Origin of the sequence: Micromonospora sp. MW-13 (assembly GCF_003434305.1) — a bacterium.
Classification (GTDB): Bacteria; Actinomycetota; Actinomycetes; order Mycobacteriales; family Micromonosporaceae; genus Micromonospora.
The window spans coordinates 1-15,529 of sequence record NZ_QKKX01000038.1; the positions used below are offsets into that span (position 1 = coordinate 1).

Consider the following 15,529-nt stretch of genomic DNA (forward strand, 5'->3'; position numbering starts at 1 on the left):
GCGCCGGTGGCCGCCGCCGACGCCGGGTTCGACATCGCCGACACCGAGTACGCCGACACCGTGGCCCGGGTGCTCGCCGAGGAGATCGGCCGGGGCGAGGGCGCGAACTTCGTGATCCACCGCACCCTGCGGGCCACGGTGCAGGGCTCCCCGCTGGTCGCCGCCCTGGCCGCGCTGCGCCGGCTGCTGCTACGCGAGCGCGGCGCGTACTGGACGTTCGTGGTGCACACCGGGACGCGGATCCTGGTCGGAGCCAGCCCGGAGCGGCACGTGAGCGTCGATGACGGCCTCGTCATGATGAACCCGATCAGCGGCACCTTCCGGCACGGCGGGACGGCGGACCGGGCGGGCCTGCTGCGCTTCCTCACCGACCCGAAGGAGGTCGACGAGCTGTACATGGTGCTCGACGAGGAGCTGAAGATGATGGCGACCGTCGCCGAACGCGGCGGACAGGTCGTCGGCCCGTACCTCAAGGAGATGTCCCACCTAACGCACACCGAGTACCTGCTGGCCGGGCGGGGCTGCCTGGACGTGCGGGCGGTGCTGCGGGAGACGATGTTCGCCCCGACCGTGACCGGCAGCCCGATGGAGAACGCCTGCCGGGTGATCGCCCGGCACGAGACGAGCGGACGGCGCTACTACGCCGGGGTGCTGGCCCTGCTGGGCCGCGACGACGCCGGCCGGCAGACCCTGGACGCGCCGATCCTGATCCGCACCGCCGAGATCTCCCCCGCCGGCGAGCTACGGGTGCCGGTCGGGGCGACCCTGGTACGCCACTCCACGCCCGAGTCAGAGGTGGCCGAGACCCACGCCAAGGCCGCCGGGGTGCTGGCCGCCCTCGGCCTGCGCCCGGACGCCCCCGACCCCGGGCCGGGACCGGCGCCGAGGCTGGCCGACGACCCGCAGGTACGCGCCGCGCTGGCTGCCCGCAACGCCCCGCTGGCCCGGTTCTGGCTGGACCAGCGGCCCCCCGGTGCGCTGGCGCTACCCGGGCTGGCCGGCCGCCGGGCACTGATCGTGGACGGCGAGGACACCTTCACCGGCATGCTGGCCCACCAGCTACGGGCCCTCGGTCTGACCGTCGAGCTGACCCCGTGGCACCGGCCCACCCCCGACGACGGGTACGACCTGGTGGTGGTCGGCCCCGGCCCGGGCGACCCGCGGGTCGTGGACCGGCCCAAGATGGCCGCGTTGCGCACGCTGCTCGCCGGGCGGCTCGCCGCCGGGGCGCCCACCCTGGCGGTGTGTCTGGGCCACCAGCTCCTGGCCGGGCTGCTCGGGCTGCCGCTGCACCGCCGGGACGTGCCCTACCAGGGGTTGCAGCGCGACGTGACGGTGTTCGGCGCGACCCGGCGGGTCGGCTTCTACTCCACCTTCACCGCGCTCGCCGACGCCGACCGGGTGGCCACCGCGTACGGGCCGGTGGAGCTGTCCCGGGACCCGGTCGACCGGGCGGTGCACGCGCTGCGCGGGCCCGGCTTCGCCGGGGTGCAGTTCCACCCCGAGTCGGTGCTCAGCCGCGACGGCCTGACGGTCCTGGCCGACCTGCTCGGGCACCTGCTGTCGGTGCCGCTGAGCCGGTCGCCGGCCGCCGCGCGCCCGGCGCCGGCGGGGCTGGCGCAGGGGCCGGCCGATCGGGCGTAGGGATGCCGCGACCGGCGGTCCGGACGGGGCGGGAGCCCTCGCCCGGGCCACCGGTCGCCCGACGAGGGGTCAGCCGGCGGCCATGCCCCTCTTCAGCGCCGTGCCGATCTGCACCGCCCGCCGCGCGGTCAGCGCCGTCGCGCCGAGCGCCACGGAGTCCGGCGCCACCTCGCCGTTGTTGCTGGTGTGCGAGGCGCCGTACGGGTTGCCGGCGACGAACTGGCTCGGATCGGTGTAGCCGGGGGTGACCACGATGCCACCCCAGTGGTAGAAGACCGTGAGCAACGACAGCAGGGTGGACTCCTGCCCGCCGTGCGACGTCGCCGTCGAGGTGAACGCGGCGTACACCTTGTTCGCCAGCGTGCCCTGCGCCCACAGCGGGCCGGTGGTGTCGATGAACTGCTTGAGCTGCGCGGCGACCATGCCGTACCGGGTCGGTGAACCGAAGATCACCACATCGGCCCAGGACAGGTCGTCCGGCTCGGCCTCCTCGACCTCCTGGGTCTCCAGGCGGTGCGCCTGCCACCCCGAGTTGGAGCGGATCGCCTCGTCCGGCGCCAGCTCACGCACCTTGCGCAGGCGGACCTCGGCTCCGGCCTCACCGGCGGCATCCGCAGCCGCCTGCGCCATCTGGTACGTGATGCCGGTCGCGCTGTAGTAGATCACCGCGACCTTGGTCTGGCCGTCCATCAGATCCTCCTCGGTTCGGGTCAGCTCCGACGACTACCCGTTACTTGCGGCGTCAAACGCCGGGTCGGTGCCGCCGCCCGGCCGCGCGCTGGCATTCTCGACGCATGGTGATCAGGGAGGCCAGCGCCGCAGACTGGCCCGGAATATGGCCGTTCCTGCGCCGGATCGTGGCCGCCGGTGAGACGTACACCTGGCCCCGGGACATCGACGAGTCGACCGGCCGGCGGCGGTGGCTGCCCGGCCCGCCCGCCCGCGTGGTCGTCGCCGTCGACGACACCGGGACGGTGCTCGGGACGGCGAAGCTGGCCCCCAACCAGCTCGGCCCCGGCGACCACGTGGCCAACGCCAGCTTCATGGTCTCCCCGGCCGCCGCCGGGCGCGGGGTGGGCCGGGCGCTGGGCGCGCACGTGCTGGACCTGGCCCGGGCCGAGGGCTACCGGGCGATGCAGTTCAACGCGGTGGTGGCCAGCAACGAACGGGCGGTGGCACTGTGGCGGTCCCTCGGCTTCACGGTGGTCGGCCGGATCCCCGAGGGCTTCCGGCACCCGAGCCAGGGGTACGTCGACCTGCTCGTCATGCACCGCGGGCTCTGACCGGACCTCTTCTACGCCTGGGCGGGCCGGCCGGTGGCCGACATCGTCGCCGACCTCAACGCCCGACACGACCTGACCATGCCGGTGGCGGCCGTCGCCGCCCGCCGGGAGGCCCTGTACCAGCAACTCCTGCCGACGGCGGCCGGCGTGCCCGGGGTGCTGCGGCACATCGACGACGCCCACGGACGGGTCCCGTTCGCCGTGGTCTCCGGCAGCACCCGCGAGTCCGTCACCGCCTCGCTGTCCGCGCTCGGCCTCCTCGACCGGTTCGACGTGCTGGTCTGCGCCGGGGACTACGCGCGACCCAAGCCCGACCCGGGAGACGTTCCTGCTCGCCGCCCGGCTGCTCGGCGTACCCCCGCGGTCCTGCCTGGTCTTCGAGGACGCCGACCTGGGCATTCGGGCCGCCACCGAGGCGGGGATGGTTCCGGTGCGCGTCCCGCAGCCGCGCCAGGGGTGACTGCTCAAGATTTGCGCAAGTTCCACGGTCGGCGGGCCCCGGCGGGGCGGGTAAGCGCCATCCTGAGCGGACCGGCGCCGGTGGCCTGGGGCCACGCGCCGGGCGACCTGAACGGGGGATCGCGCTCCGCCGGCGGCGGGCCGGCGTAGCGCGATCAGGGGCACCCCGCACGCAGCGCGCTCAGCGGACCAGGGCACCCAGCAGCTGGTCCAGCTCCGCCGCCGGCTGACCGTCGACCCGTCGAACCACAGCACCCGGGACGCCAGCGCGGTGGGGTGACATACCGGATCCCGGTGACCTGACGGAGCGCGAGCCCACCCTAGCCGGCACCCGGCCGAGGCCGCCCGGCCCTGCTCCTGTTCACGACCGTCGCGGCGAATGCGCCCCCGCCGCTCGGGTAGGCACGTCGTGACCCACGAGAGGAAGGACGAACCATGCGACTGACCGAACAGCAGGTCCGCTCGCTGTACGGGCAGGACGTCCAGGACCGCTCGGGTGCGAAGATCGGCAGCGTGGGCCAGGTGTGGGCCGACGCCGCCGGCGAGGCGACCTGGGTCAGCGTCCAGACCGGCACGACGGGCCGCCAGGAGTCGATGGCCCCGCTCCAGTCGGCCCAGGTGCGGCAGAACAACGTGACCCTGCCGTACGACAAGGCGACGGTGCGCGGGGCGCCCAGCGTCGAGACCGGCACCGACGAGCCGCTGAACGCGCAGCAACTCAGCCAGCTCTACGCGCACTACCAGCTCCAGCAGCCGGGCCAACGCCCGGAGGGGCCGGAGGTGACCCGCTCCGAGGAGCGGCTGCTGGTCGGCACCGAGAGCGAGCCGGCCGGAACCGCCAGGCTGCGCAAACACGTCGTCACCGAGGACGTGCACACCACCGTCCCCGTGGAGCACGACGAGGTGCGGATCGAACGCGAGCCGATCGCCCCGGGCGACCGCCGGGCGCGGGCCGGGATCGGCGACGAGCAGCGGGAGATCCCGCTGCGCGCCGAGCACCCCGTGACCAGCAAGGAGCAGGTTCCCGTCGAGCGGGTACGCCTGGCCAAGGACGAGGTGGTCGAGGACCGGCCCGTCGACGATCGGGTGCGCCGCGAACAGGTCGACGCGGACGTACCGGAACGGGCCCGTCGCCGCCGCTGACGCGACGACCGGCGCAGCCCTCGGGCGGGCGGACCTCGGTGGTCCGCCCGCCGACGCACGGGCCCGGCCGCTGTCGGTGCCCGGTCCTATGCTGGCCGTCGACCGGATGAAAGGCGGCTGACCAGTGGCAACGAGCGACGCGGGGAGACGGACATCGGCGGCACCGGCCGGGTCGGCGCGGCTGACCGGCCCGGAGGCGCTCGCGCTGCGGATGACCAGCCTGCTGCTGCGCCCACACCCCACCGCCCGGCCCACCGACGTGACCGGGGTGGTCGAGTGGTTCGGCGCGATGCAGGCGCAGGACGTGGCGAGCGGCCTGTGGTCGCTCGGGCTGCGGCTGCCCGGCTGGACGCAGGCCGACGTGCACCAGGCGCTGGAGCGCCGGGAGGCGCTGCGCACCTGGCCGATGCGCGGCACCGTGCACCTCGTGCCGTCCCGGGACGCCCGCTGGCTGCTGGAGGTGACCGGCGTGCGGGCCCTGGCCGGGGCGGAGCGGCGGCGGGCGTTCCTCGGGCTCACCGAGGCCGAGGCCGACCGGGCCGCCGACGTGCTCGGCGAGGCGCTGGCCGGCGGCCTCCGGATGACCCGGGCGGAATGCCTGGGCACGCTCAACGCGGCCGGCATCGAAACCACCGGCCAGCGCGGCTACCACCTGCTCTGGTACGCGGCCCAGCGTGGCGTCACCTGCATCGCCCCGCACATCGGCACCGAACAGACGTTCGCGCTGCTCGACGAGTGGGTGCCGGACCCGCACCGCCCCGACCGCGACGAGGCGCTCGGCATCCTGGCGCTGCGCTACTTCCGCAGCCACGGCCCGACCACCCGGCAGGACTTCGCCGGCTGGACGGGCCTGACCGCCGCCGACGCCAAGCGGGGCATCGCCGCCGCCGGGGCGGCGCTGACCACCGTGTCGGTGGACGGGGTGGAGGCGGTGGTCGACCCGGCCCTACTCGACGCGCCCCGGTCCCCGGTCGACGACGTGCACGCGCTGCCCGGCTTCGACGAGTACCTGCTGGGCTACAAGGACCGGTCGCTGATGCTCGACGAGGCGCACAAGCAGGCGATCATCCCCGGTGGCAACGGGGTGTTCCAGTCGACGGTGGTGTGCGGCGGGCGGGTGGTCGGCACCTGGAAGCGGACGCTGGGCAGGACCCGGGTGAAGGTGGCGGTTCGCCCACTGGCCGACGTCGACGCCGACAGCCGGGCGAGGGTGGGGGTGGCCCTGGAGGCGTACGCGACGTTCGTCGGGCTCCCGCTCGCCGTCGAGTGGGCCGCCCGCACTCCATGATCGCTCTCTTGATCGACTCGAGTTCACTGACGACGCGCTGTCCCGGCGACCCGAACCCGCCAGGTCAGTGACCTGGAGTCGATCAAGAGCGGCCGGGGTGCCGCGGCCCGCCCCGGTGCCCGCCGTCGGGCGACCGGGGCGGGCCCGAGCCAGCACGGTCAGTCGGCCAACGCGCCGGACGACCGCCCCTCGTGCAGGGTCAGGTTCCGGCCCGTCGACGGGTCGAACAGGTGGATCTTCTCCAGGTTGAACCAGACCCGCCGGCTCTCCCCCTCGCGTACGGCGGACTCGGCCGACAGCCGGGTGACCAGGCCGGCGCCGCCGCCGCTGAAGTCGGCCCCGGCGTCGGCCGCCAGCTCCTCCAGCTCGGCGGCGCTGGCCCGCTCCCCCTCGACCGTGAAGTAGACGTACTTGTCGGAGCCCATCGACTCGACGATGTCCACCGGTGCCTCGAACTCCAGCCCCCGGCGGCGGGTGTCGTCGTCGACCAGCTCGGCGTCCTCGAAGTGCTCGGGGCGGATGCCGAGGATCAGCTCGCGCGGGGCGTCGCCGGCCTCCAGCCCGCGGCGGATCCGGTCGCCGATCGGCACGTCGCCGACCGCCGTGCGCAGCTTTCCGTCCTGCACGGCGGCGTGCAGGAAGTTCATCGACGGGGAGCCGATGAAGCCCGCGACGAACAGATTGCGCGGGTGGTCGTACAACTCCTGCGGCGGCCCGACCTGCTGCACCGCGCCGCCCCGCATGATCACCACCCGGTCGCCGAGGGTCATCGCCTCGGTCTGGTCGTGGGTGACGTAGACAGTGGTGGTGCCGAGCTGCTTCTGGAGCCGGGACACCACCGTGCGCATCTGCACCCGCAGCTTCGCGTCCAGATTCGACAGCGGCTCATCCATCAGGAACGCCTTGGGCTGGCGGACGATCGCCCGGCCCATCGCCACCCGCTGCCGCTGGCCGCCGGAGAGGTTGGCGGGCCTACGGTCCAGCAACGGGGTCAGCTCCAGCACCTTGGCCGCCTCCTCGACCTTGGAGTTGATCGTCTCCTTGTCGAGCTTGGCCAGCCGCAGCGGGAACGCCATGTTCTCCCGGACGGTCATGTTCGGGTAGAGCGCGTACGACTGGAACACCATCGCGATGTCCCGGTCCCGGGGGGCCTTGTCGTTGACCCGCTGGCCGCCGATGCGCAGCTCACCGGAGCTGATGTCCTCCAGCCCGGCGATCATGTTGAGGGTGGTGGACTTCCCGCAGCCGGACGGGCCAACCAGGATGACGAACTCGCCGTCGGCGATCTCCAGGTCCACGTCGCGCACCGCGACGGTCCCGTCCGGGAACCGCTTGCCCACCTTGTCCAGCACGATGTCAGCCATGACTACACCACCTATCCCTTGACTGCGCCGGAGGTCAGGCCGGAGACGATGCGGCGCTGGAAGAAGAGCACGAACAGGATGATCGGAACGGTGATCACCACGGCGGCGGCGCAGATCGCCCCGGTGGGATCCTCGAACTGCGACTCGCCGGTGAAGAACGACAGCGCCACCGGCACCGTGCGGGCCCGTTCGGTGGAGGTGAGCGTGATGGCGAACAGGAAGTCGTTCCAGCAGAAGATGAAGACCAGGATCGCCGTGGTGAACAGCCCCGGCGCGGCCAGCGGGGCGATGACCCGCCGGAACGCCTGGCCCTGCGTCGCGCCGTCCATCTTCGCCGCCTTCTCCAGGTCCCACGGGATCTGCTTGAAGAACGCCGACAGCGTGTAGATCGCCAGCGGCAGCGCGAAGGTGATGTAGGGCAGGATCAGCCCCGGCCAGGTGTCGAACAGCCCGAGCTGCCGCTCGATCTCGAACAGCGGCGACACCAGCGACACCTGCGGGAACATCGCGATCAGCAGGGAGACACCGACGAGCAGCTTCTTGCCGGGGAAGTCCAGCCGGGAGATCGCGTACGCGGCCATCGCGCCGAGCACCACCGCGATCGCGGTGGCGATCAGGGCGATGCCGATCGAGTTGGCCAGGGCCCGGACGAACTGGTCCGTCTCGAAGATCGTCCGGTAGTTGTCCAGCGTCCACTCCCGGGGCCAGAACCTGCCGTCGGTGAGGGTGCCCGGGGTCTTGAACGACAGCGAGGCGATCCAGAGCACCGGGACCAGCGCGAAGACGACGACGATGACGTCCAGCAGGCCCCAGCGCAGCTTCGCCCGCGTGGTGGTCTCGGCCATGTCAGCGCCTCTCCGAGTCGTCACTGCCCGGAGCAGCGGTGCCGAACAGCTTCACGAAGACGAACGCGATGACCGCCACGGTGAGGAAGATCAACACCGACATCGTGGACCCGATGCCGAGGTTCAGCCCCCGGATCAGGTTGTTGTAGGCGAGCATCGACACCGACGAGGTCTCGTTGCCGCCGGCGGTCAGCACGAAGATGTTGTCGAAGACCCGGAACGCGTCCAGCGTGCGGAACAGCAGGGCGACCAGGATCGCCGGCTTCATCACCGGCAGCATCACCTTGGTGAACCGCTGCCACCCGGTCGCGCCGTCGGTGGAGGCCGCCTTCAGCAGGTCCTCCGGCACCAGCGCCAGGCCGGCCATCAGCAGCAGCGCCATGAACGGCGTGGTCTTCCAGATCTCCGCGAGCATGACGATCGCCAGCGAGCTGGCCCGCTCGGTCAGCGGCGCGCCGTCGCCGAACAGGTTCGCCAGGTAGCCGGTGCCCGGCGTCCAGGCGTACCGCCAGGAGAACGCGGCTACGACCGTGACGATCCCGTACGGGATCAGCGCCGCCGTGCGGACGATGCCCCGGCCGACCAGGGTCCGGTGCATGATCAGCGCCAGGCCCATGCCGAGCACCAGCTCGACCGCCACGGTGACCACCGTGATCAGCGCGGTCACGCCGAACGCCGTCCACCAGAACTCGTTGGTCAGCACGGTCACGTAGTTCTCCAGCCCGACGAACTCGCGCTGGTCGGGGAAGCGCAGGTCGAAGCGCTGCAACGACAGCCAGACCGAATAGCCGATCGGGTACGCCGTGACCAGCACCATGACCAGCGCGGCGGGGGCGCAGAGCAGCCAGCCGAGCCTGCGTTCGGCCTTCTTGTTCTCGCTCAGCGGTGCCCTGCCCCGGCGGCCGGCCCGCTGGGCGGGCACCTCCGGCCGCCGGCCGGTCCCGTCGGCCGCGGCCCGCGCCCCGGGCGCGGAAGCGTCGACGCTCACGGCAGCACCCCCTTCGACTCCAGCGCATCGGCGATGGCGTCACGCAGCTCGTCGGCCGTCCGCTCCGGCCTGATCGCCGACGGCGGCGACAGGATCGCCGACATCACGGTGGAGATGCTCTGGTACGCGGGGGTCAGCGGACGCGTCCCCGGCTCCTTCAGCTCCTCCAGGATGGTCTCCTTCATCGGGTACGCCTCGTCCATCTCCGGGTCGTCGTAGACCCGCTCGATGGTCGGCGGCACGCCGTCGTTGACCGCGGAGAACTTCTGGTTCGCGGCGTTGCGGACGCACCGGGCCGCCTCGAAGGACTCCGTCGGGTGCTTCGAGTACGCGCTGACGGCCAGGTTCACCCCGCCGATGGTGACCTTGCTCGGGGTGTCGGCGTCGATCCCCGGCACCCGGGCCCACTTCACCTTCTTCGCCAGCTCCGGGTCGGCCTCCTGCAACGCCGGATAGACGAAGGGCCAGTTGACCTGGAACGCGCCGTCGCCGGACTGGAACTCCAGCCGGACCGGGTCCTCCGTGGCGTTGCTGAACGACGGGGAGGTCACGCCGGAGGCGGCGAACCGCTGGAGCTGGTCCAGCGCCTTGACGGTGCCGGCGTCCATCACGGCCCTCTTGCCGTCGTCGCTGAGGATCTGCCCGCCGGCGCTCTCGGCCAGGGTGTTGTAGAGGACGACCAGGCCCTCGTACTGCGCCCCCATGGTGAGCACCTGGTACGGCTTGCCCTGGGCCTTCAGGTCCTGGGCGGCGCTGATCATCTCGTCCCAGGTCTTCGGCGGCTGCCGCACCAGGTCGGTGCGGTACCAGAGGAGCTGTACGTTGGTGTTCTTCGGCGCGCCGTACAGCCTGTCCCGGTAACGGGCGGTGTCGAGCGGCCCGGCGAGGGTGCCCTGCTCCACCTCGGCCCTGTCCTGCCCGGTCCACTCCCGGATCCAGTCGGCGCTGGCGAACTCCTGCGTCCAGGTGACGTCGAGGCCCAGCACGTCCATCCCGGTGTCCCCGGCGGCGAGCCGGCGGACGAGCTGCACCCGCTGGTCGTCGGCCTGTCGCGGCAGCACCCGGTACGCGATCTCGTAGCGCCCCCGGGCCTGGGCGTTGCAGTCGTCGACCACCTTCTGCAGGTTCTGCTCGGGCGGGTAGTACAGGTTGATGGTGGGCGTGCCGCCGTCGTCGCCGGAGCCGCACGCGGCCAGCGGCGCGACCAGCGTGAGCGCCGCGGTGGCCGCCGCCAGCCGGGCCACCGGTCGGCGCCGACGTCGGGCCGGATCTGTCATCGCCCTCCCCCTCTCTTCGGCGAACGGCCGGGGAAGCTCGCCCGTGCCCCGGCGCACGGCGGAACGGTCCGGAGCGGGCCACCACCGGCCCCGTCCCGGGCGCGCTTCGTGCCCGGAACACTGCCCGACCTGCGCAGCCGCGAAACCTGAGGGCGACGCCGCCGCCACGGAGCTGCTGGCGGCCGGAGCCCGGCTGGTCCGCGAGCCGGACGTGGAGGTGAGCTGGTGGGTGCTGGCCGACCCGGAGGGCAACGAGTTCTGCGCCTTCGCGCCGCGCCCGAGGTCCTGAGCGCCGGTCCGTCGCCCCGGCGCGCCGACACGTGACCGGCGATGCTACCCAGCGTCCGCCGGTTCGACTAGCGTTTCCCTGGCGTTCCCCCACTCCGCTGCCAGCGCGTCGCCGTCGAAGTCGATACGCCTCCGGCCGGACGCTGCCTGCCCGATCGGTGGGTAATCGAGCGAACCCCCGCCGCCGGTCCACCGGTTGGGCAGGATCGTTGACGACGAGGAGGTGCCGTCGTGCAGGACACCCGCGCTCTCGCCCTGACGTTCGAGGTGAGCGGCCTGCCACCGGTGAAGACCGAAGCCCTGTCCATCTTCGCCGCCGGGCACCGGCAGGCGGCGAGGGTCCGGACCCTGCTCCTGGCGGCCTGCTCGGCGGCCCAGCGCACCGGCTGGACCCCGCTGGACGGGTCGGTGGAGGTGGAGGTGACCCTGCGCTGTCCGCCGGGGCACCGCACCTCCGACGCCAGCACCCTGCTCGGCGGGATCTGCGCGGTGCTGCAGGACAAGAAGCGGGTCGCGACGATCGGCCTGACCCACCTCGGGGTCCTCGCCGACGTCGCCCTCTACACCGACGACCGGCAGATCCGCCGGCTGTCGTACCTGGAGGAGCCGGCGGAGGAGTTCTCCTACCAGGTACGGGTGGCCGCCCTGCCGGCCAGGGTTTGACCGACGTCCACGGTGGGGTACCGCGGACGCCGACGAAGGGAGCGCCGATGTCGGAGCCACATGTCACGCTCGACCCGAGCGGGCTCGACCCCGTGCAGCAGAAGCTGCGGGGTCCGCTGGAGGATCAGCTGACCTCGGCTCTACAGGCGGCCACCGAGCGGATCCGGGCCAGCTACGCGGGCGAACCGGTCGAGCAGGTCTGCCAGCGGCTGCTGGACGAGACGAGGTCCGGGCTGCACCCGGACATCGCCGCCGGCTTCCAGCCGGACATGGACGAGTTCTGCCGGGTCGCGGTGGCGATCGTCCGGGGCGAGATCTCCTGACCCGCGGTCGCGGGCGCCGGCCTGCCCGGGACCGGTGGCGTCGGCCCGACGGGCCGGCACGGGTCAGGACCGGGTCCGCAACTCCCCGGCCCTGACCCACCAGCCGTCCGGCATGGCAGCGGAATCCGCCGCGAGGAGCGCGTGGGCGCGGCACGCCGCCCACGCGCGGCTCAACGCGACGGGCCAGCCCGCTCGCACTCAGCTCCACGGTGCCCCACCGCCGGACTTCGGCGCGCTCGTGATTCACCCCGAAGAGCCGCGAGCGCCGGCCCAGGTTAGGCCCGTCGCCGCAGGTCGGACAAGGTTCTCCCGCTGCCCGGCGGGGTGATTGATGTCAAGGCTGAAAACCGGCATGTCCCCGTAACACGGTCAGCGCCCCCGGCGCTGTTCCCACCGGGAGCGGGTCCGTCCGGGGGAGTTCGCAAGGACCGGACGGCTGGCTCAGAAGTGCCGGAGCAGGTCCGGGAAGGTGGCCAGCCGGAGCACCCCGGTGTCCGTCGGGTCCAGGTCGTCGTGCTCCAGCACCCAGGTGTTCTCGTTGGGGATGAACACCGCCCGCATCCCGGCCGCCCGCGCCGGCAGGATGTCCGACCTCGGGGAATTGCCGATCATCCAGGCGTCGGCCGGATCGATGTCGTGCTCTCCGACCAGCCACCGGTAGGTCTCGGCGTCCTTCTCCCGCACGATGTGCGCGGCGTGGAAGTGGTGCAGCAGCCCGGACGCGTCCAGCTTGCGCTGCTGCTCCGCCAGGTCACCCTTGGTGAGCAGCAGCAGCCGGTGCCGCCCGGCCAGCGCGTCGAGCGTCTCGGCGACCCCGGGCATCAGCTCGACCCGGTGCGCGACGAGCGCCTCGGCCAGCAGGTCGATCTCCCGGCGCTCGGCGTCCGTGGTGGGGCGCTCGCGCAGCCGCTCCAGGCACTCACCCAGGCTGCGCAGGAAGACCTTGCTGCCGTACCCGTGGACGGCGGCGTTGGCCCGCTCCACGTCGTCGAGCACCTTCCGGATCTCGACCCGGTCGAGCGTGGGGTGGTCCAGCCAGTCGAGGTAGTCGTGGATCACCCGCTCGAACAGCACGTTGTTCTCCCACAGCGTGTCGTCGGCGTCGAAGACCAGCACCTGCGCGTCCCGGCGCTGCCCGGTGGCGTGTTCCATCGCTCTTCCCTTCCGCACGGCCCGGGACACCGTACTGCCGGCGCCTGGACGGGGGCCGGCGGGTCAGCGGCGCAGGGTGAGGATCAGGTCGGCGACCAGCGCCGTCCAGCCGGTCTGGTGCCACGCGCCCAGGCCCGCGCCGTTGTCGCCGTGGAAGTACTCGGGGAAGCAGATCAGGTCCCGCCAGTCCGGGTGGGTCTGGAAGAGCTGGGCGGCCCCGTAGATCGGCCGCCGGCCCCAGCCGTCCCGGGTGAACAGCGCGATCAGCCGGGCGGAGAGGTCGTCGGCGATCTCGTCGAGGGTGCGCTTCACCCCCGACCTGGTCGGGTACTCCACCTGGAGGTCGTCGCCGAAGAACGCGGCGTAGTCGCGCAGCGCGCTGATCAGCAGGAAGTTGGTCGGCATCCAGATCGGGCCGCGCCAGTTGGAGTTGCCGCCGAACAGGCCGCTGGTCGACTCGGCCGGCTCGTAGCCGACGCTGAACTCCTGCCCGCCGAGGGTGACGGTGAACGGCTTGTCCAGGTGGGCGCGGCTGAGCGTGCGCAGGCCGTACTCGGAGAGGAACTCGTCGGGGTCCAGCATCCGGGCCAACAGCCGGACCACCTGCTCGGGGCCGACCATGGACAGCAGCCGCTGCTGGCTGCCGTCCGGGCCGATCCGGCGGGTGCCGATCACGTCGGCGTACTCGGGGCGGTTGGTGAGGAACCAGCGCAGCCGGGCCCCCAGCTCGGGCAGCCGGCGCAGGGTCCGCGCGGTGAGCCGGGTGGTGGCGGCCAGCGGCAGCAGCCCGACCACCGAGCGCACCTTCAGCGGCACCTGGCTGCCGTCGGCCAGCCGCAGCACGTCGTAGAAGAACGCGTCCTCGTCGTCCCACAGCCCCTGCTCGTACGCGGCGGCGGCGATGTAGGCGAAGTGTTCGAAGAACTTGGTGGCGGTGTCGGCCCAGGTGCGGTCGTGCTCGGCCAGGACGACGGCGATGTCGAGCAGGTTGAGCGCGTACATGCCCATCCAGCCGGTGCCGTCGGACTGCTCCAGCACCCCGGCCACCGGCAACGCCGCCGAGCGGTCGAACGGGCCGACGTTGTCGAGCCCGAGGAAGCCGCCCTCGAAGACGTTGTTGCCGCCGGTGTCCTTGCGGTTGACCCACCAGGTGAAGTTGAGCAGCAGCTTGTGCATCACCCGGGCCAGGAACTCGTGGTCGCGGGAGCCGTCGATCTCGAAGACCTTCAGCGCGGCCCAGGCGTGCACCGGCGGGTTCACGTCGCCGAACGCCCACTCGTACGCGGGGATCTGCCCGTTGGGGTGCAGGTACCACTCGCGGAGCAGGAGCAGGACCTGCGACTTGGCGAAGCCCGGGTCGACCCGGGCGATGCTGACGCAGTGGAAGGCCAGGTCCCAGGCCGCGTACCAGGGGTACTCCCACGGATCCGGCATGGAGATCACGTCGAAGCTGGTCATGTGCCACCAGTGGCTGTTGCGCCCGTGCCGGCGGCCGGCCGGCGGGGGCGACGAGCCGGGGTCGCCCTCCAGCCACCGCTTGACGTCGAAGTGGTAGAACTGCTTGCCCCACATCAGCCCGGCGATGGCCTGCCGGGCCACGAGGGCCTCGTCGGCGGTGGCGGCGGCCGGGACGACACTGTCGAAGAACCGGTTCGCCTCGGCCCGCCGGGCCCACACCACCGCGTCGAAGCCGTCCCCGAGGTCGGCCCGGGGCGGCGTCGTGTCGCCGGGCGGCGGGGCGGTGCGGGTCAGCCGCAGCCGGATCTGACGCTGCCCGCCGGCCGGCACGTCGAACACGTAGTGCAGCGCGCCCTTGGTGCCGACCCGGTCCGGGTTGACCGTCGGCGCGCCGTCGACCACGTGGTCGTTGATCCCGTCCTTCGGGTACGCCGAGCGGCCGGGCAACCCCCACAGCCGCTCGGCGTTGGTGTCGTTGTCGCACAGCAGCGGGACCGGGTCGCCGTCGCCCTCCAGGAGGATCTGGCCGAGCACCCAGTGCTCGCCCACCAGCCGGGCGGCGGAGCCGGAGCCGGCGGCGGAGCCGACGATCCGGGGCACCCGGTCCCCGCCGGGCAGTCCCCACGCCCAGGTGTTGCGGAACCACAGCGACGGCAGCACGTGCAGCCGCTCGTCGGTGTCCCCCCGGTTGGCGACGGTCACCACGACGCACATGTCGGTCGGGGACGCCTTGGCGTAGTCGACGCTCACCGCCCAGTACCGGTCGTCGTCGAAGACGCCGGTGTCGACCAGCTCGTACTCCGTGTCGTCACGACCGCGCAGGGCGTTGACGGCGACCAGCTCGTCGTACGGGAAGGCGGCCTGGGGGTAGTGGTAGCGCCAGCGCATCCAGGAGTGGGTGGGCGTGGAGTCCAGATACCACCAGTAGTCCTTGACGTCCTCGCCGTGGTTGCCGCCGTCCCCGCCGAGGCCGAACATCCGCTCCTTGAGGATCGGGTCCCGGCCGTTCCACAGGGCGAGCGCGAAGCAGAACGTCTGCCGGTCGTCGCAGACGCCCGCCATGCCGTCCTCGTTCCACCGGTAGGCTCTGGACCGCGCGTGGTCGTGGGGGAAGTAGTCCCACGCCGTACCGTGCTCGCTGTAGTCCTCCCGTACCGTCCCCCACGCCCGCTCGGACAGATAGGGACCCCATGCGCGCCAGTCCTGCTCCCCCGAGTCGGCCTGGGCCAGCCGGAGCCGTTCAGCGTCGGCTGCGGACGCGGTTGCGGGGGGCACGTCGGTGATCACGTGCCTATCTTCGACGCCGCCGGGGTACTTCACCACAGCGGCCATTCTCGTCGTGGCGTGTTACACC

At 72.5% G+C, this 15,529-nt stretch carries 15 protein-coding genes; 8 read left to right on the forward strand and 7 right to left on the reverse strand.

Annotated features, from left to right (window positions below):
- Positions 1 to 1,644: chorismate-binding protein (locus tag C5N14_RS19695; protein WP_117669595.1), on the forward strand; the 1,644-nt coding region annotated here is incomplete at its 5' end.
- Positions 1,645 to 1,713: 69 nt separating this feature from the next.
- On the opposite strand, the gene wrbA is transcribed toward C5N14_RS19695, so the two are convergent.
- On the reverse strand, positions 1,714 to 2,334 hold the full coding sequence (wrbA, locus tag C5N14_RS19700; RefSeq protein WP_117669596.1) for an NAD(P)H:quinone oxidoreductase: 621 nt from the start codon (positions 2,332 to 2,334) through the stop codon (positions 1,714 to 1,716).
- 104 nt (positions 2,335 to 2,438) lie between these two features.
- Between wrbA and C5N14_RS19705 the strand changes: the two genes are divergently transcribed.
- The 4 genes from C5N14_RS19705 (at position 2,439) to C5N14_RS19720 (ending at position 5,817) form a co-directional block, all read left to right on the forward strand.
- Positions 2,439 to 2,927, forward strand: a complete 489-nt coding sequence (locus C5N14_RS19705; protein ID WP_117669597.1) for a GNAT family N-acetyltransferase — start codon at positions 2,439 to 2,441, stop codon at positions 2,925 to 2,927.
- Between the two features lie 33 nt (positions 2,928 to 2,960).
- A complete protein-coding gene (locus tag C5N14_RS19710; RefSeq protein WP_371685874.1) occupies positions 2,961 to 3,536 on the forward strand; it encodes an HAD hydrolase-like protein in 576 nt (191 codons plus the stop codon).
- Positions 3,537 to 3,821: 285 nt separating this feature from the next.
- A complete protein-coding gene (locus C5N14_RS19715) occupies positions 3,822 to 4,529 on the forward strand; it encodes a YsnF/AvaK domain-containing protein (RefSeq protein WP_117669598.1) in 708 nt (235 codons plus the stop codon).
- Between the two features lie 211 nt (positions 4,530 to 4,740).
- On the forward strand, positions 4,741 to 5,817 hold the full coding sequence (locus C5N14_RS19720; protein WP_117669599.1) for a winged helix DNA-binding domain-containing protein: 1,077 nt from the start codon (positions 4,741 to 4,743) through the stop codon (positions 5,815 to 5,817).
- 158 nt (positions 5,818 to 5,975) lie between these two features.
- Here the strand turns inward: C5N14_RS19720 and C5N14_RS19725 are convergent, their stop codons facing one another.
- Genes C5N14_RS19725 through C5N14_RS19740 form a run of 4 tightly spaced genes read right to left on the reverse strand, consistent with a single transcriptional unit; the run spans position 5,976 to position 10,291 of the window.
- Positions 5,976 to 7,181: an ABC transporter ATP-binding protein gene (locus C5N14_RS19725; RefSeq protein WP_117669600.1), complete on the reverse strand. Its 1,206-nt coding sequence runs from the start codon at positions 7,179 to 7,181 to the stop codon at positions 5,976 to 5,978.
- A gap of 11 nt (positions 7,182 to 7,192) precedes the next feature.
- Entirely contained in the window at positions 7,193 to 8,026 is an 834-nt protein-coding gene (locus C5N14_RS19730) for a carbohydrate ABC transporter permease (RefSeq protein ID WP_117669601.1), read from the reverse strand.
- A gap of 1 nt (position 8,027) precedes the next feature.
- Entirely contained in the window at positions 8,028 to 9,014 is a 987-nt protein-coding gene (locus tag C5N14_RS19735; protein WP_117669602.1) for a carbohydrate ABC transporter permease, read from the reverse strand.
- Positions 9,011 to 10,291: an ABC transporter substrate-binding protein gene (locus C5N14_RS19740; RefSeq protein ID WP_117669603.1), complete on the reverse strand. Its 1,281-nt coding sequence runs from the start codon at positions 10,289 to 10,291 to the stop codon at positions 9,011 to 9,013. Before C5N14_RS19740 ends, C5N14_RS19735 begins: the two co-directional genes overlap by 4 nt.
- 43 nt (positions 10,292 to 10,334) lie before the next feature.
- Between C5N14_RS19740 and C5N14_RS19745 the strand changes: the two genes are divergently transcribed.
- The 3 genes from C5N14_RS19745 (at position 10,335) to C5N14_RS19755 (ending at position 11,565) form a co-directional block, all read left to right on the forward strand.
- A complete protein-coding gene (locus C5N14_RS19745) occupies positions 10,335 to 10,580 on the forward strand; it encodes a VOC family protein (protein WP_117669604.1) in 246 nt (81 codons plus the stop codon).
- Between the two features lie 230 nt (positions 10,581 to 10,810).
- Complete coding sequence (locus tag C5N14_RS19750; protein WP_117669605.1) at positions 10,811 to 11,242, forward strand: hypothetical protein; 432 nt, start codon at positions 10,811 to 10,813, stop codon at positions 11,240 to 11,242.
- Between the two features lie 47 nt (positions 11,243 to 11,289).
- Entirely contained in the window at positions 11,290 to 11,565 is a 276-nt protein-coding gene (locus tag C5N14_RS19755) for a hypothetical protein (protein ID WP_117669606.1), read from the forward strand.
- 441 nt (positions 11,566 to 12,006) lie between these two features.
- On the opposite strand, the gene C5N14_RS19760 is transcribed toward C5N14_RS19755, so the two are convergent.
- Positions 12,007 to 12,717 (reverse strand): HAD family hydrolase, encoded by a 711-nt coding sequence (locus C5N14_RS19760; protein WP_117669607.1) that lies wholly within the window; start codon positions 12,715 to 12,717, stop codon positions 12,007 to 12,009.
- Between the two features lie 63 nt (positions 12,718 to 12,780).
- Complete coding sequence (locus tag C5N14_RS19765) at positions 12,781 to 15,507, reverse strand: glucosidase (RefSeq protein ID WP_117669608.1); 2,727 nt, start codon at positions 15,505 to 15,507, stop codon at positions 12,781 to 12,783.
- Between the last annotated feature and the right edge of the window lie 22 nt (positions 15,508 to 15,529).